Origin of the sequence: Shinella sp. (assembly GCF_035998705.1) — a bacterium.
Taxonomy (GTDB): Bacteria; Pseudomonadota; Alphaproteobacteria; order Rhizobiales; family Rhizobiaceae; genus Shinella.
In genome coordinates, this window is sequence record NZ_DASYHH010000019.1 from 154,307 (window position 1) to 176,926 (window position 22,620).

The window sequence follows — 22,620 nt, forward strand, 5'->3', positions numbered from 1 at the left end:
CTTAGCTCTTCGGCGTTGCGAGCGCGGCGTTGATCAGGGCCTTGGCGTCCTCGCTGTCCCAGGCGGCGGGGCCGTTCATGGCGGAGATCAGGCAGCCCTTCTCGTCCATCAGGAGCGTCACGGGCAGGCCGAAGGCGAGGCCTTCCTTCTTCAGCGTGTTGAACACGCCCATCGAGGCATCGCGGTAATAGTCGAGGTCGTTGACGCCCGTTTCGGTGAGGAAGGCCTTCGGTTTCTCGTCGTCGCCGGTGTCGATGTTGATCGCCACGACCTCGAACTTGTCGCTGCCGAGTTCCTTTTCGAGCGCGTTCAGCGCCGGCATCTCTTCCCGGCAGGGCACACACCAGGTCGCCCAGAGATTGACGAGCAGGGTCTTGCCGGCGAAATCGGCGATGGTCTTCTTCTTGCCGTCCGGACCGTCGAAGATCAGGTCGGGCAACGGGCGGTGTTCGTCGACCGTGCGCATGGCGGCGACCTGGCCCTTGGAGAAGGGTGTCAGGGCTTCGGCCTTGGCGCCGGCAGCGGCGCAGGCGGCGGGATCGGCGGAGGCGAGGGCGCCCGCGCCATTGCCAGACAGGCTTTCCTTCACGTATATCGCTGCACCACCGGCGAGAAGTCCGGCCAGTCCCGCGATGGCGATCAGCTTCGTGGCGGGCAGGCCGAATGTCTTCTTCAATGTCATTTCATTCTCCAGGACAGGCACCCATGGCTGACGGCACTTCCGAGACGAAATCCTCGAACCAGATGTGGGGCGGCCGCTTCGCCTCCGGGCCGGATGCGATCATGGAGGAGATAAATGCCTCCATCGGCTTCGACAAGAAGCTTTACGCCCAGGACATCCGCGGCTCAAAGGCGCATGCCGACATGCTTGCCCATCAGGGCATTATTTCGGCGGACGATAAGGAAAAGATCGTTCACGGTCTCGACACGATCCTGTCAGAGATCGAAAGCGGCCAGTTCGAGTTCTCCCGCCGGCTGGAAGACATCCATATGAATGTCGAGGCGCGCCTCGCAACCCTCATCGGCCCCGCCGCCGGCCGCCTGCACACGGCTCGCTCGCGCAACGACCAGGTGGCGCTCGATTTCCGCCTCTGGGTGAAGGAAGAGCTGCAGAAGACCGAAAAGGCGCTGAGCGGCCTGATCGCCGCCTTCCTCGACCGCGCGGAAGAACATGCCGAGACCGTCATGCCCGGCTTCACCCATCTCCAGACGGCCCAGCCGGTGACCTTCGGCCACCATTGCATGGCCTATGTCGAAATGTTCGGCCGCGACCGCCAGCGCGTGCGTCATGCCATCGAGCATCTCGACGAAAGCCCGATCGGCGCCGCTGCGCTCGCCGGCACCGGTTACGCCATCGACCGCCACATGACGGCGAAGGCGCTCGGCTTCCGCGAACCGACGCGCAATTCGATCGACACCGTGTCGGACCGCGATTTCGCGCTGGAATTCCTGTCGATCGCCGCGATCGCCGCGGTGCATCTGTCGCGCCTCGCCGAAGAGATCGTCATCTGGTCGACGCCGCAGTTCGGTTTCATCCGCCTGTCGGATGCGTTTTCGACCGGTTCCTCGATCATGCCGCAGAAGAAGAACCCGGACGCCGCCGAGCTGGTGCGCGCCAAGACCGGCCGCATCAACGGCTCGCTGATCGCGCTTCTGACCGTCATGAAGGGCCTGCCGCTCGCCTATTCCAAGGATATGCAGGAAGACAAGGAACAGGTCTTCGACGCTGCCGAAAGCATCGAGCTCGCCATTGCCGCGATGACCGGCATGGTGCGCGACATGACCATCCGCACCGACAAGATGAAGGCGGCGGCCGGCTCCGGCTATTCCACCGCGACAGACCTTGCCGACTGGCTGGTGCGTGAGGCGGGGCTGCCCTTCCGCGATGCCCACCATGTGACGGGCCGCGCCGTGGCGCTCGCCGAGAGCAAGGGCTGCGACCTCGCCGAACTGTCGCTGGAAGATTTGCAGGCGATCCATGCCTCGATCACTGCCGATATTTTCAACGTGCTGACGGTCGAAGCCTCGGTCGCCAGCCGCAAGAGCTATGGCGGCACGGCGCCCTCCGAAGTCAGGAAGCAGATCGCCTGGTGGCGGCAGCGGAACTGATCAGGTTGCTTGCAGGACTCATCAGCAGAATCAGGGTGCACAAGAGTTAGTGAATTCGCTAAGGATGGTGCCCACCCGATCACCGGCAATTCCAGGGAACGCCTCATGACACGCATCGATATCGGCAGGCTGACGCTCGTGCTCTGCCTTTCCGCAGCGGTTCTCACCGCCTGCGGCCGCAAGGGCGATCTCGACCTGCCGGGCGGCGCAAAACCGGTCGTGAAGACCATCGACGGCAAGAAGGTCGAGCAGGTCGAAGACAAGCCCTTCATCCTCGATCCCCTTCTCTAGTTGTTTTAAACGGACCAGACCCGTGAACCATTTCGAGCATCGCGACGGCGTCCTCCATGCGGAGGACGTGCCCGTTCCGGCCATCGCCAAGGCGGTCGGCACACCCTTCTACGTCTATTCGACGGCCACGCTGGAGCGCCACTACAGGGTCTTCTCCAAGGCCTTCGAGGGCGTCGACGCCATGGTGTGCTACGCCATGAAGGCGAATTCGAACCAGGCGGTGCTGAAGACGCTCGCTAAGCTCGGTGCCGGCATCGACGTGGTCTCCGAAGGCGAACTGCGCCGGGCGCTTGCCGCCGGTGTTCCGGCATCCCGCATCATGTTCTCCGGCGTCGGCAAGACGCCGCGCGAGATGGATCTGGCACTTGAGGCCGGCATCTACTGCTTCAACGTCGAATCCGAGCCGGAGCTCGAAATCCTGAATGCCCGCGCCGTGAAGGCGGGCAAGGTCGCGCACGTCTCCTTCCGCATCAATCCGGATGTCGACGCGCGCACCCATGCCAAGATCTCGACGGGCAAGAAGGAAAACAAGTTCGGCATTTCCTGGGAGCGCGCGCGCGCCGTCTACGCCCGCGCGGCTGGCCTGCCCGGCATCCAGGTGACCGGCATCGACATGCATATCGGCAGCCAGATCACCGAGCTGCAACCCTTCGAAGACGCCTTCAAGCTGCTGCGCGAACTGGTCGACACGCTGCGCGCCGATGGCCACAGCATCGATCACGTCGACGTCGGCGGCGGTCTCGGCATTCCCTACAAGACGGACAACGCGCCACCGCCGCTGCCGGATGCCTATGCTGAGATCGTCAAGAACCAGCTCAAGGGGCTGAACTGCAAGATCGTCACGGAACCCGGTCGCCTGATCGTCGGCAATGCCGGCATTCTGGTCACCGAGGTCATCTATGTGAAGGATGGCGGCGAGAAGACCTTTGTCATCGTCGATGCGGCGATGAACGATCTGATCCGCCCGACGCTTTACGAGGCCTGGCACGAGGTCCAGCCGGTCGTTCTTTCCGCCGCGAGCGCCCCGCGCATCCGGGCGGACGTGGTCGGCCCGGTCTGCGAGACCGGCGATTATCTGGCGCAGGACCGCGAAATGGTGCAGCCGAAGCCGGGCGATCTGATTGCCGTCGGCTCGGCCGGGGCCTATGGCGCGGTGCAGGCCGGCACCTACAACAGCCGCCTGCTGGTGCCCGAAGTGCTGGTCAACGGGACCGAGTTCCACGTCGTCCGGCCGCGGCAATCCTATGACGACCTGATCGGCCTCGACTCGCTGCCGGACTGGCTTGCCTGAGGAAATCCCGCACGGGAACGTGATCACGTTTTTGCGCATGCCCTCGTCTTCGCCACAAAGCATGTTATCTTTTAACGGTGACAACCTGCGACGGAGAGCGGCGACCGATGGCGATTGACACGGAACGGCAGCGCGAGAAGGCGGCGAGCGGCAACCCGCTGGCGCGCCGGCTTGCGGCCAAACGCCTTGCCGCCCGGACCATCCTCTACCTGGAAGCACTTGCGCCGCGCGTGCTGCCGATCCTGCTGCTCGTTGCCGGCTTTCTGGCGCTGACCTGGTTCGGCTATTTCCGCCATGTGCCGGCCTCGCTGCATATCGCGACGCTCGCCGTTTTCGCGCTCGGGCTTGTCGGGTTGCTTGTCCGCCTGCGCGGCATCGTCTGGCCATCCGTCGACAATGCCGACCGCATGCTGGAGACGCGCAATGCGCTCGCCCACCAGGCGATCCGCGTGCAGGACGACAGGCCGGCCGGCGGCGATGCCTTTGCGCAGGCGCTGTGGCGTGAGCATCAGGCGCGCATGGCACGCCTGATCGGCACGTTGCGCACCGGCGCGCCGGAGCCGGATATCGCCCGCCACGACCGTCATGCGCTGCGTGCCGTGCCGGTGCTTCTTCTCGCTATCGCCTTTGCCTTCTCCTATTCCAACCGCGGCGGCCTGCTCGCGGACGTCGTTTCGCTGCGCACGCCGACCGAAACGGCGCCGGATGTGCGCATCGATGCCTGGGTCACGCCGCCGGCGCATACGTCGCGCGCGCCCGTCTTCCTCACCGGCAATACCGGCAATGCTCAGGCGCAGCCGAGCGAGGTCGCGAAGGGCGAGATCCGCATTCCGCAATTCAGCGAACTGACCGTGCGCGTCACGGGCGGTAGCGGCGACGAGCAGGTGAGCTATCAGGTAGCCGGCGAGACCGCGGCCACCGCCATCGAAGAGGAAAAGCCGAGGGACGAAAAGGCCGAGGGCGCGAAGACCGAGGCGAAGGTGCCGGTCGCGGTGGTCAACGGCGCCAAGACCCTGCATTACAGGATCCTGAAGGACGGCACGCTTTCGGTCGATGGCCGGACCTGGGCCTTCTCGGTCATTCCGGACCGCGTGCCGGAAATCGCCTTCGACGGCATTCCGAAGCAGACCGTGGCGTCGGCGCTGGAGATCAGCTTCATCGCCAAGGACGATTACGGCCTTCAGGAAGCCCATGCGGAGATCGTGCCGGTCGAGGTGCAGAAGGATGCCCGGCCGCTCTATCCGCTGCCGGAATATCGGCTGGACCTGCCGCGCCGCAGCGCGCGCGACGCCAAGGGCACGACGAGCCGCAACCTCTCCGAACATCCGCTTTCCGGCAAGCGCGTGAAGATCACGCTCGTCGCCAAGGATGCGGCGGGGCAGGAGGGACGCAGCCAGCCGGTCGAAATGGTGCTGCCGGCGAAGAACTTCTTCGAGCCGCTCGCCGCCGCCGTCGCCGAACAGCGGCAGGTTTTTGCGCTCGATGCCAACCAGCTGCCTTATGCGATCGCGCTCAACGAGGCGCTGACCATGCGGCCGGAAGAGACGATCCCGAACCTCACGCATTACCTGCTGCTGCAATCGGCGGCCGCGCGCATGAAACTTTCGCGCACGGACGACCAGATGCGCGAGACGGCGGATTATCTCTGGGAGATCGCGCTCGGCATCGAGGACGGCAACCTTTCGCTCGCCGACCGGCGGCTGCGCGAGGCGCAGAAGGCCTTGTCCGAGGCGCTGGAGCGCAATGCTCCCGACGAGGAGATCGCCGCGCTGATGAAGGAGCTGCGCGAGGCGATGGAAGCCTATATGCAGGAGCTCGCCCGCCAGGCCGCCAAGAACGGCCAGATGCAGCAGAATGCCCAGCAGCAGGGCCAGGTCCTGCGTCAGCAGGATTTGCAGCGAATGATGGACCAGATCGAGAATCTGGCCCGTTCCGGCGCGCGTGACCAGGCGCAGCAGATGCTGTCCGAGCTCCAGCGCATGATGAACAACCTGCAGGCCGGTCGCCCTCAGCAAGGACAGCAGGGCCAGCAGAACGACGCCATGCGCCAGCAGATGGATAAGCTCGGCGAGCTGATGCAGAAGCAGCAGCAGTTGATGGAGCAGACCTTCCAGCTCGACCAGGCCCTGCGGGACCGCCAGCAGCGCGGCGACCCGATGCCGGGCGAGGAAGGCGAGCAGCAACAGCAGCAGCAGGGCGACAACGGCGCCGGCCAGCAGCCCACCGACCAGATGACGGCCGAACAGCTGCGCGAGGCGCTGAAGAAGCTTCAGGAGCAGCAGGATGCGCTGGGCAAACAGCTCGGCGAGGTGCAGGAAGCACTGAAGGGCATGGGCATGGAGCCCGGCGAGGGCTTTGGCCAGGCCGGGCGCGAGATGAAGGGTGCGTCGGAGGCGCTCGGTGAAGGCCAGGGCGAATCGGCCGTCGGCAGTCAGGGCCGCGCGCTGGAGGCGCTGCGCCAGGGCGCGCAGAACATGATGAGCCAGATGCAGGCTATGGGGCAGGGCCAGGGTCAAGGGCAGGGCGAAGGCATGCCGCAGGCCGGCCGCAACGGGCGCGATCCTCTGGGCCGCGAGCGGCCCGTCAACGGGCAGGGTCCCGATTTCGGCGGTCCGACGAAGATCCCGGAAGAAATCGACATCCAGCGCGCGCGAGAAATCCTCGACGAGATCCGCCGCCGGCTCGGTACGGGTGCGGCGCCCGGCTTCGAGCGGGATTATCTGGAGCGGTTGCTCGGGATTCGGTGAATCAGGCGGCTAGCGCTTGTGCTACAGCGCGGCGGATGTCGGGCAGGCTGAAGGGCTTGCTCACCACGTCGACGATCTTCGAGGCAAGGTCGTCGGCGCGTTCGCGCTGCTCGGCATAACCGGTCATCAGCAGGATTTTCAGCGCCGGGTGGGCGGCGGCGGCCTTGTGGGCGAGCTCGATGCCGTCCATCACGGGCATGCGGATGTCGGAGAGCAGCAGGTCGAAGCCGCCGGCCGTCAGCGCGTCGAGCCCGGCGGCGCCATCCGGCGCCTCGACGGTCTCATGGCCGTCCAGCCGCAAGGCGCGCGCGACGAAGACGCGCAGCGAATCCTCGTCTTCGGTGATCAGAATCTTCGCCATCGGTTCCCCTGTTCGGTCCGTTCGGCAATGAAAAGACCAGACTTTCCTTGTCGATCGGTAAACGGCGGCTGGCGGAATTTGCAGTCAGGCGTCCGCGTCGCCCGTCACGATGCCGACGAAGGGCAGTTCGCGGAAGGCGTAAGCCACGTCCATGCCGTAGCCGACGACGAAATAATCCGGGCAGTCGAAGCCGACATAGTCGGCCTCCAGGTCGGTCTTGCGCTTCTCGCGCTTGTCGAGCAGCACGGCGATGGTGACGTTGCGCGCGCCGCGTTCGTACATCAGTTCCTTGGCGAAGGTCAGCGTGCGGCCGGATTCGAGAATGTCGTCGATCAGCAGGATATCGCGGCCGGTGACGTCCGAATCGATGTCCTTCACCACCTTCACGCCCTGCGACACGGTGCCGGTGCCATAGCTCGACAGCGTGATGAACTCGACTTCCGGCGCAAGGCCTGCCGCATGCAGCGCGCGGGTCAGGTCGGCGGCGAAGATGAACGAGCCCTTGAGAACGGCGATGACGAGAAGGTCCTTCGTCGGGCCGCCTGCGATCTGGACCGCAAGCTCTTCGTTGCGCTTGGCGATCTGCCCGGCGTCATAGAGCGTTTCGATCTTCTTTCCGCGGACAATATGCATCGCGAGGGGGCTCCCTGGGTGGCGTCAAAGGAGCCGATTAGCACAGTCAGTTGGCCGGTGCACCCTCGGGCACCAGGGAAACCGTGACTTTCGGCACTTTTCCGCCACCGTGCGGGATGCGCAGCGCGAAGTTTTCGCTGCCGCCGGCCGCGATCGTCTTGCCGTCGAGGGCGACGCGGCGCGGCGTTTCACCCGCACCACCGACGAGGATGTCCACCGGCGGAGCGGCCTCCACGCCGTTGCCGACATTCTCGACGCGGCCATAGACGGACAGCACCTTCATGCCGTTCCGATCGTCGACCGTCGCCGTGACATCGGCCACGCGCAGGGCCGCGCCGGGCTCGGTCGTCGGAAGGGCCGCCTTCAGCGCCGAAAGGCCGCCGGCATAGGCGAAGACGAAGATGAAGCTCGCGGTGACGAGGCCGGCGAAGGCGCGGCCGGAGAGAAGCTGCAAGCCGGCCTCGCAAAGCCGCGCGCCTGCCGCGCCGGCGCGCACCAGCAGTTGGCGTGGGGCCGGGCTCAGCGGCACGGGGCGAATCGGGCGGTGGTTGTCGTTGGAGGTGCGTGTCGGGCCGGTGCGGATGACGACGAAGTCGACATCGACCACTTCGCAGCGCGCCTGGGATCGCGGCTTTTTGGCAGGCGTCTTGGGTTCGGGCGGCAGGAGATCGATCCGGCCTTTTTCCTGTCGTCTCGCTCTGAAGGCGTTCATCGCGACCTCCCGCTTGGCCGGCTTTCCGCGCAAAGTCAGGGGCGAAAAGTCGGCATTGAATGAAATCCTTACGAAACGTAAACCATACTGGTTAATGCTTCGGAAACCCGACCGTGAAAGAGCCGCTTTCCTGTGCGACCTGCGCTACGGTAGCGAATCGCGACCGAGCGTGAATACTTCTAGAACCGGATTGGCCATTGATTCATTTCGAGAATGTCGGACTGCGCTACGGGATGGGGCCGGAGATTCTCCGCGACCTGACCTTCGATATTCCGCGCCGGTCCTTCCAGTTCCTGACGGGGCCGTCCGGCGCCGGCAAGACGACGCTTTTGCGCCTGCTGTTCCTGTCGCTCCAGCCGACGCGCGGCATCATCCGCACCTTCGACCGCGAGATTTCGACGATACCGCGCGATGAACTGCCGATGCTGCGCCGGCGCATCGGCATCGTCTTCCAGGATTTTCGCCTGCTCGATCACCTGACGACCTATGAGAATGTCGCGCTGCCGCTGCGCGTGCGCGGCAAGGAGGAATCGAGCTATCGCGCCGATGTGCTGGAGCTCCTGAAATGGGTGGGGCTCGGCGAGAGAATCAATGTGCTGCCCGCGGTCCTGTCCGGCGGGGAAAAGCAACGCGCGGCCATTGCGCGCGCGCTCATCGACCGGCCGGAACTGCTGCTCGCCGACGAGCCGACCGGCAATGTCGATCCGCCGATGGCGCGACGACTGCTCAGCCTCTTCCTTGAATTGAACCGGCTCGGCACCGCCGTGGTGATCGCCACGCATGATCTGTCGCTGATGGACCAGGTGGACGAGGCCCGGCGCATGATCCTCTCGCAGGGACGGCTAGACATCTATGACTGACGCCCCCCAGGAGACCGCCCAGGACGCCCAGCCCGCCCGCCGCCTGGAAATGCGCGTGCGCCCGACCGCACCCATCGTGCCGCCGTCGAACGTCTCCGGCAATGCGCTGATGCTGGTCATCGCCATCATGGCCTTCCTCGCCTGCCTCACCTTCGGCGCGGTGAATATGGTGCGCGCCACGGCCGCGAGCTGGCAGAGCCAGATTTCCCGCGAGGTCACCATCCAGATCAAGCCGGACGACGCGCTCGATATGGAACAGGCGCTGAAGGACGTGCGCGACCTCGCGCTCACCTTCTCCGGCACCCGTGACGGCACCATCGTCGACAAGGCGGCGACGGCGCGCCTGCTCGAACCCTGGCTCGGCGAGGGGCTGAATATCGACGAGCTGCCGGTTCCCCGCCTCGTTATCGTCACCATCGACGAGCAGAGCCCGCCGGATTTCGCGGCGATGCGGACCGCCCTTGCGCAAAAGGTCCCGACGGCCTTCCTCGACGACCACCGCACCTGGGTGGACCGCCTCGTCGCCATGGCGCGCACCACCGCCTTCATCGGCACGGGCGTGCTGGTGCTGGTCTTCTCCGCCATGGTACTGACCGTCGTCTTCGCGACGCGCGGCGCGCTTTCCGGCAACCGGCATATCGTCGAGGTGCTGCATTTCGTCGGGGCGGAGGCGGGCTTCGTCGCCTCCGAATTCCAGAAACATTTTTTGAAGATCAGCCTCAAGGGCTCGGTTGCCGGCGGCTTTCTCGCGGCGCTGTTCTTCGCGGTCGCCAGCTTCTGGCAGGGCCGCTCGATCGCCACGCCCCAGAGCGACCAGGCCACCGCGCTGTTCGGCACCTTTTCCATGGGGCTCACCGGCTATCTCGGCATTGCCGCGACCATCGTCGTCATCGCGGTGCTGACGACGCTGACGGCCCGCTTCACGGTGATGCGCACGATCCACGAAATCGACCTCATCCGCTCCGACCCGTCGCGAACCGACCAACTGCCCGACCCATGACCGAAATGAGACGAACCATCGCCGCGAAGCGGACTATCGCTTGCCGCAATCCGGGTCTATGGACGGAATCATGAATGCGCTGGAACGGGCAAAACCGGAATTGCCAGAGGGCGTCCGGCCTGATGGGGAGGGGCGGCGGGCACGCATGCGCCCAGCCCGGCGCGTCGTGCGCGTCGTTCTGGCGCTCATCCTGATCGCCGCCATTGCCGGCATCGGCGGCTTCCTTTATTTCGCCGAGACGGTCGCGGCACTCGAGACGCCGCGCGACCCGAAGGCCGACGCCATCGTGGTCCTGACGGGCGGCTACCAGCGCATCGACCGGGCGATCGGCCTGCTCAAACAGGGCGCCGGCCAGCGGCTGCTGATTTCCGGCGCCAATCCCACGACGAGCGGCAACCAGATCCGCAAGCTCACGCAAAGTTCGTCCGCGCTGTTCGAATGCTGCGTCGACATGGGTTATGAGGCGGTGGACACGATCGGCAATGCCAACGAGACGGCGCGCTGGATCAGCGACCACCGGTTCCGCCGGGTGCTTGTCGTTACCAACAACTACCACATGCCGCGCAGCCTGCTGGAACTGAGGGTCGCCGATCCGCAGACGGAGTTCATCGCCTATCCGGTGGTCAATTCCGACCTCAAGAACGGCAACTGGCTGCGCGAGCCCGGCGTCGTGAAGGCCATGCTGTCGGAATATCTGAAATACAGTGCCGCGCAGATCCGGGCCTTGGCGGGCGCGCGCAGCTGGTCCGGCCTTCGCGGCGACGTGGCGGGCCTTTCGGCACACTGAGATCGCGGCGACGGGAGTTCCCCCGCCCGGCAATATCGTGTAGGGCGAAAGGACGCGTCCCCCTCACAGGCTGCCCGATGATCGTCCTTCGTTCCGTGCTTTTCAACACCGCCTTCTACATCAACCTCATCGTGCAGATGATCGTCATGACGCCGGCCTATTTCCTGCTGCCGCGCAAAAAGGCCTATGGCATCGCCAAGAACTGGGCGCGGAGCAACCACTGGCTCTTCGACAAGATCGTCGGCACGACCTTCGAGATCGAGGGCCTGGAGAACATTCCCACGGGCGGCGGCTATATCTTCGCGCCGAAACACCAGTCGTTCTGGGATGCCTATGCGCTGCTGCCCTGGCTCGACGATCCCTTCTATATCCTCAAGCGCGAATTGACCTGGATCCCGCTGTTCGGCTGGTATCTGAAGAAGCAGCGCATGGTGCCGGTCGACCGCAACGCGCGCGGCAAGGTCATGGCCGCCGTGATGGAGCGCACCAAGGCGGAGATGAATTCCGGTCGCCAGCTCATCATCTATCCGGAAGGCACGCGCCGTCCGCCGGGCGCGCCGCCCGAATACAAATACGGCATCGCCCGGCTCTATCGGGATCTCCAGGTGCCGATCGTGCCGGTCGTCATGCATCCGGGCCTGTTCTGGCCGCGGCGCAAGGCCATGCGCTATCCCGGCCACTTCAAGGTGCGCATCCTGCCGCCGATCGCGCCCGGCATGGATCCCGATGCCTTCCTCGCCCATCTCATCGACGTCATGGAAACGGCAAGCGACCGCCTGCTGATCGAGACAGCCGCGGCAAACCCAAATCTCCCCCTGCCGCCGACCGCCGAGCAGCGGCTGGCGGAACTGAAGGCGCACGCGGCGGCCTGATCAGGCCGGCAGGCGGGCGTGAAGATTTTCCGCCGTGCGGCCGACATCCTCCAGCCAATGGTCGCGGATGCCCATTTCGCGCAGATGCACCAGCGTGTTGCGCACGTAATCGATGTTGCGGCCGGATTTTCCGACCGCCGCGCTCACGGTCGATGCCGCCTCGTCGACGGAAAGGGAGCCGGCATATTGCTGGTGGGCGCGGTCGATGATGTAGGCGAGCGTCGTGACGCGGCGGCCGCCGCCGAGCATCGCTGCGAGTGTGCGCTCCTTGTAGACATGGGTCACCAGTTCGCGCTCGCGCAGGTAATCGACGACGGCGTCGCGGTTTTCGGGCGCGATGCGGAAGGCGACGCCGCGGCAGGAGCCGCCGTAGTCGAGGCCGAGCACCAGACCGGGCTTCTCTTCCGTGCCGCGGTGCACCCAGGAGCGCACGCAGAGCGACCGGCGGAAGCCGAAGAGATGGGCCGGCTGCCGCTCCTCGAATTCGAAGCCCGGGTTCCACATCAGCGATCCATAGCCAAAGACCCAGAATTCGTTCATATCCACCGTCACTTCTGCCGTTTCTCGAAGTCCGTCCGGTTCATTCAGAACCGGACGGACTTTCGCCTTTTTGTTTCCGTTTGTCTTGTCGGGAAAACCGGGTTCCACTTTTCCCCGACAAACTCTAAAAGCCGCCGCAATTGCCGGCTTTGACGCCTTTGCGGGCAAATCGCATCGCCACCATTGGAGAACAACATGGCATCGTCAAGCCACGCCGGCACATCCGGCGTCTCGCGCAAACTCGTTCGGCTCGCCATTGCCGTCGTTCTCGTCGTCGCGCTCTATACGGGCGGATGGTTCTATGCCGCAAGCTGGCTGAAGGACACGCTGACGCAACAGCTCTCGGCGTCGGCCGCCGGCCTGCACTCCGCTTCCTGCAGCAATCTAGCCGTGCGTGGCTTCCCCTTCCGCATCGGTCTGTTCTGCGACACGGTCGGCATCGATGACCGCCCGACGGGCCTGTCGGCGACGTTCGGGGCGCTGCGCTCCGCCGCCCAGGTCTATCGTCCGGGCCATGCCGTCGTCGAGCTCGACGGGCCGGCGCAGGTGCGCGTGACACCCGATCTCGTCTTCGATGCCGACTGGGACCTGCTGCGCGCGAGCGCCGTCGCCTGGACGAACGGCCTCGACCGCGCCTCCGTCGTCTATGACGGGCTGAAGGGCCGGCTCAACGTGCCGTCGGAAGCCGTCTCGATCGGCGTTGCCGCGGCGCATGGGGAAAAGCATATCCGCCAGTCCGGCGAAGCGCTCGACGTTGCCGCCTCCTTCGATGCGCTGTCGCTCGATCTCGGCGACCGGGTGCTGCCGCCGCTCGACGTCGTGGCCGACATGACGGTTGCCGATGCGGCGAAATGGCTTTCCACCGAAGGACCGCCCGCCGACATGCCGCTCGGGGCAAGCGTGGAGCTGCGCCGCCTGTCGCTCGATCTCGGCGACGGCAAGGTCGCGGCCCTTTCCGGCCCGCTCAAGGTGGGCGACGACGGTTATCTCTCCGGCACGCTCGATCTCGACATTGCCGGCATCACGGTTTGGCGCGACCGGATTTCCGAGGCGTTTCCGGAGATTGCCGAAACGGCGGAGCAGGTGGCACAGGTCATCGAAGGCCTGTCGAAGGGCGGCGACCGGGCGGTGGTGAAGCTCAATGTCCGGGATGGGACGGTTTATCTCGGCCTCTTCCCGATCGCCTTCATCCCGCCATTCTGACGCTTTGTTTTACGCAATTCCGGACGCAAAACCGCTTCACGCTTTTGCTGGAATTGCTTCTAACGTTTTTTATCCGCAACCGGGCGGCCGAAGTTCGGCGCGGCGGTATCCTGGCCGGCATCGATGATCGAGCGGCGGATGGCGCGGGTGCGGGTGAAGAGGTCGAAGAGCTTTTCCCCGTCGCCCCAGCGGATGGCGCGCTGGAGATAGGCGAGGTCCTCGGAAAAACGCGACAGCATTTCGAGGATCGCGTCCTTGTTGTGCAGGCAGACGTCGCGCCACATGGTCGGGTCCGAGGCCGCCAGACGCGTGAAGTCGCGGAAACCCGAAGCGGAATATTTGATGACTTCCGATTCCGTCACCGTCTCCAGGTCATCGGCCGTGCCGACGATGTTGTAGGCGATGATGTGCGGCAGGTGCGAAACGATGGCGAGCACCTTGTCATGGTGCTCCGTGTCCATCTCGTCGACCTTCGAGCCGAGCGCCTCCCAGAAGGCGGCGAGCTTGCGCTTGGCGTCCTTGTCCGTGCCGTGCACCGGCGTCAGGATGCACCAGCGGCCCTGGAACAGTTCGGCGAAACCGGCGTCGGGGCCGGAATGTTCGGTGCCGGCGAGCGGATGGCCGGGGATGAAATGCACGTTCTTCGGAATATGCGGCAGCATCTGCGCCACCACCGAGGCCTTGGTGGAGCCGACATCGGTGACGATGGCGCCGGGCTTCAGGTGCGGCGCGATTTCCTCCGCCACCTTGCCCGAGGCGCCGACGGGCACCGAGACGACGATGAGGTCGGCGCCTTCGACGGCCTGGCCGGCATCGTGCACATAATCGGTGCCGAGATCGAGCTCGCGGGCGCGGTCGAGCGTCTCCTGGCTGCGGCTGGAGATGGTGACGGTCTTTGCCAGCCCCTTGGCCTTCACCGCGCGGGCGATGGAGGAGCCGATGAGGCCGATGCCGATCAGCGTGATCTTGTCGAAATGTCCGTCCGTCATGTCCGCCGTCCCTTTTTGCCGCTCCGGCCCGGATTAGCGGGCAGCTCGACATTTGTCGAGGGGATCAGCGCGGCGCGCGCTCGCGCGTCGTCGGCACGCCCTGCGGCGCCAGCACCGGCACGAAGACGCGGCGCGAGGCGCGGGCGGCGACCGGCAGGCCCTGGTAGAGCCGTTTCTGCGCCTCCACGATGATGACGCCGGAAAACATCGGCCAGAGCATGCGCCCCAGCCGCTCGAAGGCGCCGCGCAGTTTCTGCACGCTGCGCAGCTTGGAGGGCGGGAAGAACAGCGCCTCGGCGGAGGCGCCGGGCGTGAAATTGGTCTCGCGCAGCAGCGCGGTGAGCTGGCCGCGGGAATAGGGCCGGCCGGAGCCGAAGGGCGTGTGCTCCATGCGCGCCCAGACACCGCGCCGGTTCGGCACGACGATGACGAGCCGCCCGCCCGGCGCCAGCACGCGCCAGAGCTCCTTCATGGTCTCGCGCGGGTTTTCCGCGAATTCCAGCGAATGCACCATCAGGATACGGTCGACGGCAGCGTCCGGCAGCGGCAGTTCCTCATCGAAAACCAGCGCCGTGGAAGAGAGCTCGCTCGGCGGCCAGTTCACCGCGCCCTGGCCGGCCGGCATGAAGGCGAAGGTGCGCTCGGTGTCCGCGCGGAAGCGCTCGAGATAGGGCACGGCATAACCGAGCCCGACCAGCCGCTCGTCCGGCAGCCGCGCCCAGAGCGAGGCAAGCGCCATGGCGATCGAATGATCGGCCAGGCGGCCAAGCGACGAGTGGTAGAATTCGCGGAGGTCGACGATATCGGCATGCATGGCCTGAATGTGAGCGATAGTCCGGTGGACTTCAAGGCCGATTGCCTTACATTCCCGCCGACCGACCGCCCGACCGATAGATAAGGATTGCGCCATGGCTTCGCTCGAACTAGACCTCTTCCCTTGCCGCAGCGACAATTTCGGCGTGCTGCTGCATGACCCGGCGACGGGTGCGACCGCGAGCATCGATGCGCCGGAGGAACAGCCGATCCTCGACGCGCTCGCCCGCCGTGGCTGGACGCTCAGCCACATTTTCACGACCCATCACCACAACGACCATGTCGAGGCCAATCTGGCGCTGAAGGCGCGTTTCGGCGTCACGATCATCGGGCCGGCGCGCGAGGCGCCGCGCATTCCCGGCATCGATCAAAAGGTGGATGGTGGCGACAGCTTCGACTTCGCCGGCCGCCGCGTCGATGTCATCCTGACGCCGGGCCATACGCTGGGGCATGTCTGCTTCCACCTGCCGGCAGAAAAGCTGCTGTTTGCCGCCGATACGCTCTTCGCGCTCGGCTGCGGCAGGCTTTTCGAGGGTACGCCGGCGCAGATGTGGGACTCGCTTTCAAAGCTCGCTGCCCTGCCGGACGAGACGACCGTCTACTTCGGCCACGAATACACGCTGTCCAATGCGCGCTTCGCAAAGACCATCGACCCGGAGAATGCAGCGCTCCTCAGCCGTGTCGCCGAGATCGAGACGCTGCGGGCGGAGGGTACTTTCACCGCGCCCACGACGATCGGGTTGGAAAAGGCGACGAACCCGTTCCTGCGCGCCGCCGACCCGGCGATCCGCCGCCATCTCGGCCTGGAGACGGCCAGTGACGCCGAGGTCTTCGCCGAAATCCGGGCGCGCAAGGATCGGTTCTGATGACGCCCGAAGAGATCATCGCCCGGCTCGGCATGGAGCGGCATCCGGAAGGCGGCTGGTATGTGCAGACCTTCAGGGATGCCGATGGCGGCGAGCGCGGGCATTCGACGGCGATCTACTACCTGCTGGAAAAGGGTGAACGTTCGCACTGGCACCGGGTGAAGGATGCCGTCGAGATCTGGCATCATTATGCGGGCGGGCCGCTGGCGCTGTCGCTGAGCGACGGCGATGCGCCGGCCGAGGTGCAGGTGCTCGGACCGGATCTTGCCGCAGGTGAGCGGCCGCAGCTCATCGTTCCGGCAAACTGGTGGCAGGCGGCCGAGCCGCTCGGCGACTGGACGCTGGTCGGCTGCACGGTCTCGCCCGGCTTCGTCTTCTCGTCCTTCGAGATGGCGCCGCCCGGCTGGACGCCCGGCGGCTGAGTTCAGGTCGGCACCGCCGTGCGCCTGCGCAAAATCATGTCCTTGGCGGCCAGCACCGCGCCACCCGTCACCAGCAGGCAGGCGAGGCCGATGCGCCAGGACGGTTCGGCGAAGCCCGTGAGGATCAGCATGAAGGTCGAGAGCAGCGGCGCGGCATAGCTTGCGGCGCCGAGGATCTGGATGTCGCCGTTCTTGACGCCGAAATCCCAGGCATAGAAGGCGGCTCCCACCGGCAGCAGGCCGAGACCGGCGACGGCGAACCACTCGAAATTGCTTTGCGGCCAGACCGTGGTTTCCAGCATCACATGGCAGATGAGCGACAGGAGCGAGGTGGCGAGGCAGAAGCCGGTCACCACATCGGTCGAGACGGCCTCGAAGCGGCGGGTGATCAGCGAATAACCGGCCCAGGTGAAGGCGCAGAGGAACGCCGCGCCATAGCCGACGAGATAGGCCTCGTCGAAGGCAAAGCCGTTACGGCCGACGATGAGGACCGTGCCGCCAAGGCCGAGGACGGCGCCGACGACATGGTTCCACTTCAGCGTCTCGCCCGGCAGCAGCGCCGAGCCGACGACGATCAGCAGCGGCCAGAGATAGGCGATGAGGCCGGCTTCGACGGCCGGCGCGTTGCGCAGCGCCGTGAAATAGAGGAAGTGATAGCCGAACAGGCCCAGAATGCCGGTGATCCAGACCTTTGGCGGTTGCCGCAGCAATCTGACGCGCTGCGGCCTCGCGGCGAGCACGATGAGGCCGGGCAGGCTGCCGATCAGGAAGCAGATGGCGGAAAGCTGGAAGGGCGGCATCTTGCCCGAGGCGGCGGTGAAAAGCGCGAGCAGCGCCCACATGAGGATCGCCGAAAAGCCGATGAGGGTTGCACGCGTCTTCAAGGCCGATCACTCCCGCCGGTTTTCCGACGGGGCGCCGCGTCAGCCGCCGAAGCGCGTGGCCGAGACGGTGACAGGGCCGAGCTTGGTCGGAATCTGTACATAGACCGGAGCATATACATTCGCCCCCTCGGCCTTGGCAAACCAGATTTCCATCGTCGTCAGCTTGCGCAGGTATTCCACGTCGTCACGGCCCTTCTTGTAGCCGGACTTGGGGATGAAGCGGATGCCGCAGACCACGACATCGCCTTCGAAACCCTTGGTGGAATAGGGCTTGGTTCCCTTGGAGGTGAGTTTGATGTCCATCCGGGATTCGCCGTCGAAGATCGGCAGCGTCTTCGGGCAGACCTTGCCGTCGTCGGAAGGAATGATCAGGCCGGAGATCGGATCCAGCACGGCACGCATGTCGGCGCTGGAGACCGGCACCCAATTCTTCGGTTTGCGGCGCGGCGGCGTCATGTTCGCGGTGACGACGTTGCCGTTGCGGAAGGTGACATCGATGGCGCGGCTGCGCTTGCCGCTCTTGTAGGTCACGGAATAGTTGGTGGCGCGCAGCTTGTCGCGGCTGACGGTGCCCGAGACCGAGGTCGTGCCCTTGGTGCTGGAAAAGATATCGGCGAGGCCGGCCGATTGCAGGCTGCCGGAGATCGTGTAGCGGTTGCCCTCAAAGGCCGAGCGGAAGGTGGCGGTGGCGACCGGCAGGCCGGAGAGACGGATGCTGTAGTCCGTGCGATGCTCGATTTCAGCCGACGACAGCGGTGTCGCGCTGCCCGCAAGGGCAAGCGACACCAGTGCGCCAGCAATCCAACCCCGCCCGTTCATCTTCACGCTCTCCATTGAGACGCTCCGCCTAACCCGCCATTGCGGCGATTCTGCGCCGGTCGAAAAATCCCGACCGGCTTGCTATTGCCTGCAAATCATGGGTTCTGGCAACTGAATTCAAGCTGAACGGCAGGTTTGGCTTGACGGCTCCGCTCCGTGTGACTATAGAACCGCAACTTTCCAAAAAGGCCAGACGGACTGCGGCCGGTTTCGGTGCCGGAAACGTATTGTCCTGAACCAAGAAAAATAGGTGTACCATGTCCCGTAGTTGCGAATTGACCGGCAAGGGCGTCCAGTCGGGCAACAATGTGAGCCACGCAAACAACAAGACGAAGCGCCGGTTCCTGCCGAACCTGTGCAGTGTCACGCTGATTTCCGATGCCCTCGGCCAGCGTTACCGTCTTCGCGTTTCCGCTGCAGCGCTCCGCTCCGTCGAGCACCGCGGTGGTCTCGATGCCTTCCTGCTGAAGGCTGACGAGGCCGAACTGTCGATGCGCGCGCGTCTGCTGCGTCGCCAGATCGCCAAGAAGACCGCAGCCGCTGCTGTCGCTGCCTGATCTTTCAGGTTTTGCGTTGCGATGCTTTGATTGAGGCTTGACCGGTTCCGGGCAGGCCTCAATGCTTTGCGTGGCGTACATTGTCAGTCCTCCAACTGGTGGCATCACCCAGGATAAAAAAATGCTAGCGAACCGCATTACCCTTATCTACGTCCTCCTGATGACGGTCGTCGTCGTCGCCTCCAACGTGCTGGTGCAGTACCCGCTTTCCGGTGAACTGTTCGGCATCGCGCTCGGCGACCTTCTGACCTATGGCGCCTTCACCTATCCGGTCGCCTTCCTCATCACCGACCTCACGAACCGCCAGTTCGGCCCGCGCGTCGCGCGCCGCGTCGTAGCAGCCGGTTTTCTGGTCGCCGTGGTGTTCTCCTTCGCGGTCGCCTCGCCGCGCATCGCCATTGCGTCCGGCTCGGCCTTCCTGCTGGGCCAGCTCCTCGACATTTCCGTCTTCAACCAGCTGCGCCGGCAGGCCTGGTGGCGTGCGCCGCTGCTCGCCTCGGTGATCGGCTCGGTGCTCGATACGGTGATCTTCTTCTCCTTCGCCTTCGCGCCGGCCTTTTCCATCTTCGGGCCGAACGATGCCTTCGCGATCGAATGGGCGCCGGTGCTCGGCGTGCTGACCACGGACGCGCCACGCTGGATCTCCTGGGCGCTCGGCGATTTCACGGTGAAGGTGCTGGTGGGCATCGTCATGCTGCTGCCCTATGGCGCGCTGATGAGCAAGCTGAAGCCGATGTCGGGCATCGAAAAGACGGCCTGATAACGGCCGCAAAGCCTGAATGAAGAAAGCCGTCCGGTTACTGCGGGCGGCTAAGGTCGTCGAAAAACATCACTCCAAGCACTCCGTCATCCTCGGGCTTGACCCGAGGATCCACATCCGCGTGGTGCCGGTGGATGGATGGCCGGGTCAAGCCCGACCATGACGGAGGAGCGGTTTGGCGGCCTTTATTTGTCCTGCGGCAGCCTGAACTCCAGCATCAGGTTACGCTGGAGAATGGAGTGGTTGTCGTCGGAAACGACGATGAGGCGGATGTCGTCCGGCGCCATGACCACCACGTCCAGCCCCTCCATATTGTCGATCTGGTGGCTGAGATCGACGTCGATCAGCACCTCGCCATCGGCCACTGCGCCCGGACGGATCTTCGTGCCGTCGATCCGGCGGATGCGCATGCCGACGCCATCGGAAAGGCGGAAGCGGCGTTCCAGCAGCAGCAGGTCGCCATTCGGCAGGAAGGCGCCGTCGGTGATGTCCCAGGGGTCGTTGCGCCTCACCGTGAAAGCGCCGGCAAGCGGGCCGTCGAGAATGGCCGCAAGCGCGTTGCCATCGGCATCGAGACTGCGCTCGGTGACCGTGACCGGCACGGCGCCGAGCGGCCCCGCCTCGGGCGACATGGCGAGCGTCTCCATGCCGCGGTTGCCGCGCAATTCCGCGCGGGGGAAGGGGAGCGGCAGTTCGCGTGATGGCCGCGCTTCCATGAAGCCCGGATCCGGATAGGCGTCGATGCGGTGCACCGCCTCGAAGCTTACCAGCAGCTCGCCCTTGCCGATCGCCAGGCCCTCGGCGTCCATCTGGTACTTGACGTTCTCGTCCTGGCCTTCGGCATTGAACATCGAGCGCGTCTTCAGGTCGGCAAGACCGCTCAGGCGGCCTTCGCTATCGCGTTCAATGCGACCGGTCAGCCAGTGCCCGGTGTCGAGCACGGCGACGAAGGATTCGTGGTCCGCGCGAAAGCGGATCGCCGACACGGCGCCGAGCAGCGGATTGCTGGACGAATAGCTAAGGCCGCCTAGGAATTCGAGCTTGCCGAAGGTGCGGGTGTCGGAGCCGAGCGCGAATTGCGAGAAGCCGCGGTTGACGACGGGCAAGTCGATGATTTCGGCTGCGGCCGGTTGGGCCAACGTGAGCGCCATACCGAGCGCAAGCCCATGCCACAGGCGACTGTGCGCCGCCGGCTCAGCCCGCACGGCGGCGGCCGGCGGGGCGGCGGCTGGTGGTTTCGTCGGCGAAGAGCGAGGCGAGCTGTTCGGTCATGGCGCCCGCCAGCTCGTCCGCGTCGACGATGGTGACGGCGCGGCGATAATAGCGGGTGACGTCGTGGCCGATGCCGATGGCGAGAAGCTCGACGGGCGAACGGGTCTCGATCTGCTCGATGACGGCGCGCAGGTGCCGTTCCAGATAGTTGCCGGGGTTCACCGAGAGCGTCGAATCATCGACCGGTGCGCCATCCGAGATCATCATCAGGATGCGGCGCTGCTCGGGGCGGGCGAGCAGGCGGTCGTGCGCCCAGATCAGCGCCTCGCCGTCGATGTTTTCCTTGAGCAGCCCTTCGCGCATCATCAGGCCGAGATTGCGCCGTGCGCGCCGCCAGGGCGCGTCCGCCGCCTTGTAGATGATATGGCGCAGGTCGTTGAGGCGGCCCGGCGCCTGCGGCTTGCCGCTGCCGAGCCATTTTTCGCGCGACTGGCCGCCCTTCCACGCCTTGGTGGTGAAGCCGAGGATTTCCACCTTCACGCCGCAGCGCTCCAGCGTGCGGGCCAGGATATCGGCGCAGGTGGCGGCAACCGTGATCGGCCGGCCGCGCATCGAGCCGGAATTGTCGATGAGCAGCGTCACGACCGTATCGCGGAAGGTCGTGTCCTTCTCGCGCTTGAAGGAGAGCGGCTGCATCGGATCGATGATGATGCGTTGCAGGCGGGCGCTGTCGAGGTAACCCTCTTCGAGGTCGAATTCCCAGGCGCGGTTCTGCTGCGCCATCAGGCGGCGTTGCAGGCGGTTCGCCAGGCGGCCGACCGCGCCCTGCAGATGGGCGAGCTGTTTGTCGAGGAAGGCGCGCAGGCGGTCGAGTTCCGCCTCGTCGCAGAGCTCTTCCGCGGTGATCGTCTCGTCGAATTCCTGCGTGAAGACCGTGTAGTCGACCTTCTCGTTGAAATCCGTGAAGGGATGGTTCGGGCGGCGCACTTCGCCGGGCGTCTCGGTGTCATCGCCGTCGTCGTCGACGAGATCGTCGTCGGAGATTTCCGCGCCGTCCATCTCGCCTTCTTCCATCTGGTCGTCGGACGTGTCGCTCTCGTCGGCAGGCGCCGAATCGTCGCCGGCCTCTTCCTTGCTGTTGTTGTCTTCTTCCTCTTGGCTGCGCGGCTGGTTTTCGTCCTCGGGCGTTTCCGAATCGTCCTCTTCGGTCTCGTCCTCGCCGTACTGCTCGGCGACGTTCATCGAGGCGAGCATGTTGCGCACGACGCGGGAGAAGGCCTGCTGGTCGTTGATCGTCGCGGAGAGGCCGTCCATGTCCCTGGCGGCCTTGTCCTCGATGAAATCGCGCCAGAGGTCGAGCACCTTGCCCGCGGAGGCCGGCGGGGCCTGGCCCGTCAGCTTTTCGCGCACGATAAGGGCGACGGCCTCTTCGAGCGGCGCATCGGCCTGGCGGGTGATCGCGGAGAAATTCGCCTTGGCGTATTTCTCCGTCAGCATGGTGGTGAGGTTCTGCGACATGCCATGCATGCGGTTGGAACCGATCGCCTCGACGCGCGCCTGTTCGACGGCGTCGAAGATGGCGCGCGCATCCGCACCCTGCGGCGACATGGTCGCGTGGACGCGGGCGTCGTGGCAGGCCTTGCGCAACGCCATCGAATCGCCGAGGCCGCGGGTGATCGCGACTTCGGTCGGCGTGGGGCGTTTGGTCAGTTCCGGCAGGCGGATGCGCTCGCCGGTCATGCCGGGCCGCTCGTTGGCGAAGGCGACCTCCACCTCCGCATCGCCGGAGACGGCGCGAACACAGCCCGTCACCGCGCGGCGGAACGGCTCCATGTCGACCACGCCGCCGGGCCTCGGCTTCGAATTGTCTCCGCGAGCAGCCATGAGATTCC

Annotated in this window: 24 protein-coding genes; 13 read left to right on the forward strand and 11 right to left on the reverse strand. The window is 65.4% G+C overall.

What is annotated here, in order from left to right:
- Window position 1: 1 nt before the first annotated feature.
- Entirely contained in the window at window positions 2-682 is a 681-nt protein-coding gene (gene tlpA, locus VGN93_RS15175; protein ID WP_327508104.1) for a thiol:disulfide interchange protein TlpA, read from the reverse strand.
- 23 nt (window positions 683-705) lie between these two features.
- Here tlpA and argH point away from each other — a divergent pair, with 23 nt between their 5' ends.
- From argH to VGN93_RS15195, 4 genes are all read left to right on the forward strand, one after another.
- Window positions 706-2,109, forward strand: coding sequence for an argininosuccinate lyase (gene argH / locus VGN93_RS15180; RefSeq protein ID WP_319324197.1), 1,404 nt, complete (start codon window positions 706-708; stop codon window positions 2,107-2,109).
- A 105-nt stretch (window positions 2,110-2,214) separates the two neighbouring features.
- Entirely contained in the window at window positions 2,215-2,400 is a 186-nt protein-coding gene (lptM, locus tag VGN93_RS15185) for an LPS translocon maturation chaperone LptM (RefSeq protein WP_319324196.1), read from the forward strand.
- 22 nt (window positions 2,401-2,422) lie between these two features.
- Window positions 2,423-3,691: a diaminopimelate decarboxylase gene (gene lysA / locus VGN93_RS15190; RefSeq protein ID WP_327508105.1), complete on the forward strand. Its 1,269-nt coding sequence runs from the start codon at window positions 2,423-2,425 to the stop codon at window positions 3,689-3,691.
- 107 nt (window positions 3,692-3,798) lie between these two features.
- Window positions 3,799-6,438 (forward strand): TIGR02302 family protein, encoded by a 2,640-nt coding sequence (locus VGN93_RS15195; RefSeq protein ID WP_327508106.1) that lies wholly within the window; start codon window positions 3,799-3,801, stop codon window positions 6,436-6,438.
- Window position 6,439: 1 nt separating this feature from the next.
- Here the strand turns inward: VGN93_RS15195 and VGN93_RS15200 are convergent, their stop codons facing one another.
- The 3 genes from VGN93_RS15200 to VGN93_RS15210 form a co-directional block, all read right to left on the reverse strand.
- Window positions 6,440-6,799, reverse strand: a complete 360-nt coding sequence (locus VGN93_RS15200; protein ID WP_319324192.1) for a response regulator — start codon at window positions 6,797-6,799, stop codon at window positions 6,440-6,442.
- A gap of 84 nt (window positions 6,800-6,883) precedes the next feature.
- Window positions 6,884-7,432, reverse strand: coding sequence for a hypoxanthine phosphoribosyltransferase (gene hpt / locus VGN93_RS15205; protein ID WP_327508107.1), 549 nt, complete (start codon window positions 7,430-7,432; stop codon window positions 6,884-6,886).
- Between the two features lie 46 nt (window positions 7,433-7,478).
- Window positions 7,479-8,144: a hypothetical protein gene (locus tag VGN93_RS15210; protein WP_327508108.1), complete on the reverse strand. Its 666-nt coding sequence runs from the start codon at window positions 8,142-8,144 to the stop codon at window positions 7,479-7,481.
- A 197-nt stretch (window positions 8,145-8,341) separates the two neighbouring features.
- Between VGN93_RS15210 and ftsE the strand changes: the two genes are divergently transcribed.
- From ftsE to VGN93_RS15230, 4 genes are all read left to right on the forward strand, one after another.
- Entirely contained in the window at window positions 8,342-9,004 is a 663-nt protein-coding gene (ftsE, locus tag VGN93_RS15215; protein WP_256121406.1) for a cell division ATP-binding protein FtsE, read from the forward strand.
- Entirely contained in the window at window positions 8,997-10,004 is a 1,008-nt protein-coding gene (locus VGN93_RS15220; protein ID WP_319324189.1) for an ABC transporter permease, read from the forward strand. The genes ftsE and VGN93_RS15220 overlap by 8 nt, the downstream gene beginning before the upstream one ends.
- A gap of 145 nt (window positions 10,005-10,149) precedes the next feature.
- A complete protein-coding gene (locus VGN93_RS15225; protein WP_319324188.1) occupies window positions 10,150-10,791 on the forward strand; it encodes a YdcF family protein in 642 nt (213 codons plus the stop codon).
- A gap of 77 nt (window positions 10,792-10,868) precedes the next feature.
- Window positions 10,869-11,663, forward strand: coding sequence for a 1-acyl-sn-glycerol-3-phosphate acyltransferase (locus VGN93_RS15230; protein WP_319324187.1), 795 nt, complete (start codon window positions 10,869-10,871; stop codon window positions 11,661-11,663).
- Here VGN93_RS15230 and VGN93_RS15235 read toward each other — a convergent pair whose 3' ends face one another.
- Window positions 11,664-12,215, reverse strand: a complete 552-nt coding sequence (locus tag VGN93_RS15235) for a gamma-glutamylcyclotransferase (protein ID WP_319324185.1) — start codon at window positions 12,213-12,215, stop codon at window positions 11,664-11,666.
- A 183-nt stretch (window positions 12,216-12,398) separates the two neighbouring features.
- Between VGN93_RS15235 and VGN93_RS15240 the strand changes: the two genes are divergently transcribed.
- A complete protein-coding gene (locus tag VGN93_RS15240; protein ID WP_327508109.1) occupies window positions 12,399-13,406 on the forward strand; it encodes a DUF2125 domain-containing protein in 1,008 nt (335 codons plus the stop codon).
- A 59-nt stretch (window positions 13,407-13,465) separates the two neighbouring features.
- Here VGN93_RS15240 and VGN93_RS15245 read toward each other — a convergent pair whose 3' ends face one another.
- Together VGN93_RS15245 and VGN93_RS15250 are read right to left on the reverse strand one after the other, a co-directional pair.
- Window positions 13,466-14,395 carry a prephenate/arogenate dehydrogenase family protein gene (locus VGN93_RS15245; protein ID WP_327508110.1) on the reverse strand — a complete coding sequence of 310 codons (930 nt, stop codon included), beginning with the start codon at window positions 14,393-14,395 and terminating at the stop codon, window positions 13,466-13,468.
- A 64-nt stretch (window positions 14,396-14,459) separates the two neighbouring features.
- Complete coding sequence (locus tag VGN93_RS15250; protein ID WP_256121401.1) at window positions 14,460-15,209, reverse strand: class I SAM-dependent methyltransferase; 750 nt, start codon at window positions 15,207-15,209, stop codon at window positions 14,460-14,462.
- 94 nt (window positions 15,210-15,303) lie between these two features.
- On the opposite strand from VGN93_RS15250, the gene gloB reads away from it, so the two are divergent.
- Together gloB and VGN93_RS15260 are read left to right on the forward strand one after the other, a co-directional pair.
- Complete coding sequence (gene gloB / locus VGN93_RS15255) at window positions 15,304-16,074, forward strand: hydroxyacylglutathione hydrolase (protein WP_327508111.1); 771 nt, start codon at window positions 15,304-15,306, stop codon at window positions 16,072-16,074.
- On the forward strand, window positions 16,074-16,496 hold the full coding sequence (locus VGN93_RS15260; RefSeq protein WP_327508112.1) for a cupin domain-containing protein: 423 nt from the start codon (window positions 16,074-16,076) through the stop codon (window positions 16,494-16,496). Before gloB ends, VGN93_RS15260 begins: the two co-directional genes overlap by 1 nt.
- A 2-nt stretch (window positions 16,497-16,498) precedes the next feature.
- Here the strand turns inward: VGN93_RS15260 and VGN93_RS15265 are convergent, their stop codons facing one another.
- Together VGN93_RS15265 and VGN93_RS15270 are read right to left on the reverse strand one after the other, a co-directional pair.
- A complete protein-coding gene (locus VGN93_RS15265; protein ID WP_327508113.1) occupies window positions 16,499-17,380 on the reverse strand; it encodes a DMT family transporter in 882 nt (293 codons plus the stop codon).
- A gap of 39 nt (window positions 17,381-17,419) precedes the next feature.
- Window positions 17,420-18,199: a DUF3108 domain-containing protein gene (locus VGN93_RS15270; RefSeq protein ID WP_327508114.1), complete on the reverse strand. Its 780-nt coding sequence runs from the start codon at window positions 18,197-18,199 to the stop codon at window positions 17,420-17,422.
- Between the two features lie 257 nt (window positions 18,200-18,456).
- Between VGN93_RS15270 and rpmB the strand changes: the two genes are divergently transcribed.
- A complete protein-coding gene (gene rpmB, locus VGN93_RS15275) occupies window positions 18,457-18,756 on the forward strand; it encodes a 50S ribosomal protein L28 (RefSeq protein ID WP_319324175.1) in 300 nt (99 codons plus the stop codon).
- Window positions 18,757-18,877: 121 nt separating this feature from the next.
- On the forward strand, window positions 18,878-19,516 hold the full coding sequence (locus VGN93_RS15280) for a VUT family protein (protein WP_327508115.1): 639 nt from the start codon (window positions 18,878-18,880) through the stop codon (window positions 19,514-19,516).
- Window positions 19,517-19,701: 185 nt separating this feature from the next.
- Here the strand turns inward: VGN93_RS15280 and VGN93_RS15285 are convergent, their stop codons facing one another.
- Window positions 19,702-20,667 carry an esterase-like activity of phytase family protein gene (locus VGN93_RS15285; RefSeq protein WP_327508116.1) on the reverse strand — a complete coding sequence of 322 codons (966 nt, stop codon included), beginning with the start codon at window positions 20,665-20,667 and terminating at the stop codon, window positions 19,702-19,704.
- 43 nt (window positions 20,668-20,710) lie between these two features.
- A complete protein-coding gene (gene cobT / locus VGN93_RS15290) occupies window positions 20,711-22,612 on the reverse strand; it encodes a cobaltochelatase subunit CobT (RefSeq protein ID WP_319324173.1) in 1,902 nt (633 codons plus the stop codon).
- Between the last annotated feature and the right edge of the window lie 8 nt (window positions 22,613-22,620).

Coding starts and splice junctions, on each gene's coding strand:
- tlpA (WP_327508104.1), bottom strand. CDS start 682: ATGACATTGAAGAAGACATTCGGCCTGCCCGCCACGAAGCTGATCGCC.
- argH (WP_319324197.1), top strand. CDS start 706: ATGGCTGACGGCACTTCCGAGACGAAATCCTCGAACCAGATGTGGGGC.
- lptM (WP_319324196.1), top strand. CDS start 2,215: ATGACACGCATCGATATCGGCAGGCTGACGCTCGTGCTCTGCCTTTCC.
- VGN93_RS15195 (WP_327508106.1), top strand. CDS start 3,799: ATGGCGATTGACACGGAACGGCAGCGCGAGAAGGCGGCGAGCGGCAAC.
- VGN93_RS15200 (WP_319324192.1), bottom strand. CDS start 6,799: ATGGCGAAGATTCTGATCACCGAAGACGAGGATTCGCTGCGCGTCTTC.
- hpt (WP_327508107.1), bottom strand. CDS start 7,432: ATGCATATTGTCCGCGGAAAGAAGATCGAAACGCTCTATGACGCCGGG.
- VGN93_RS15210 (WP_327508108.1), bottom strand. CDS start 8,144: ATGAACGCCTTCAGAGCGAGACGACAGGAAAAAGGCCGGATCGATCTC.
- VGN93_RS15220 (WP_319324189.1), top strand. CDS start 8,997: ATGACTGACGCCCCCCAGGAGACCGCCCAGGACGCCCAGCCCGCCCGC.
- VGN93_RS15225 (WP_319324188.1), top strand. CDS start 10,150: ATGCGCCCAGCCCGGCGCGTCGTGCGCGTCGTTCTGGCGCTCATCCTG.
- VGN93_RS15230 (WP_319324187.1), top strand. CDS start 10,869: ATGATCGTCCTTCGTTCCGTGCTTTTCAACACCGCCTTCTACATCAAC.
- VGN93_RS15240 (WP_327508109.1), top strand. CDS start 12,399: ATGGCATCGTCAAGCCACGCCGGCACATCCGGCGTCTCGCGCAAACTC.
- VGN93_RS15245 (WP_327508110.1), bottom strand. CDS start 14,395: ATGACGGACGGACATTTCGACAAGATCACGCTGATCGGCATCGGCCTC.
- VGN93_RS15250 (WP_256121401.1), bottom strand. CDS start 15,209: ATGCATGCCGATATCGTCGACCTCCGCGAATTCTACCACTCGTCGCTT.
- gloB (WP_327508111.1), top strand. CDS start 15,304: ATGGCTTCGCTCGAACTAGACCTCTTCCCTTGCCGCAGCGACAATTTC.
- VGN93_RS15260 (WP_327508112.1), top strand. CDS start 16,074: ATGACGCCCGAAGAGATCATCGCCCGGCTCGGCATGGAGCGGCATCCG.
- VGN93_RS15270 (WP_327508114.1), bottom strand. CDS start 18,199: ATGAACGGGCGGGGTTGGATTGCTGGCGCACTGGTGTCGCTTGCCCTT.
- rpmB (WP_319324175.1), top strand. CDS start 18,457: ATGTCCCGTAGTTGCGAATTGACCGGCAAGGGCGTCCAGTCGGGCAAC.
- VGN93_RS15280 (WP_327508115.1), top strand. CDS start 18,878: ATGCTAGCGAACCGCATTACCCTTATCTACGTCCTCCTGATGACGGTC.
- VGN93_RS15285 (WP_327508116.1), bottom strand. CDS start 20,667: ATGGCGCTCACGTTGGCCCAACCGGCCGCAGCCGAAATCATCGACTTG.
- cobT (WP_319324173.1), bottom strand. CDS start 22,612: ATGGCTGCTCGCGGAGACAATTCGAAGCCGAGGCCCGGCGGCGTGGTC.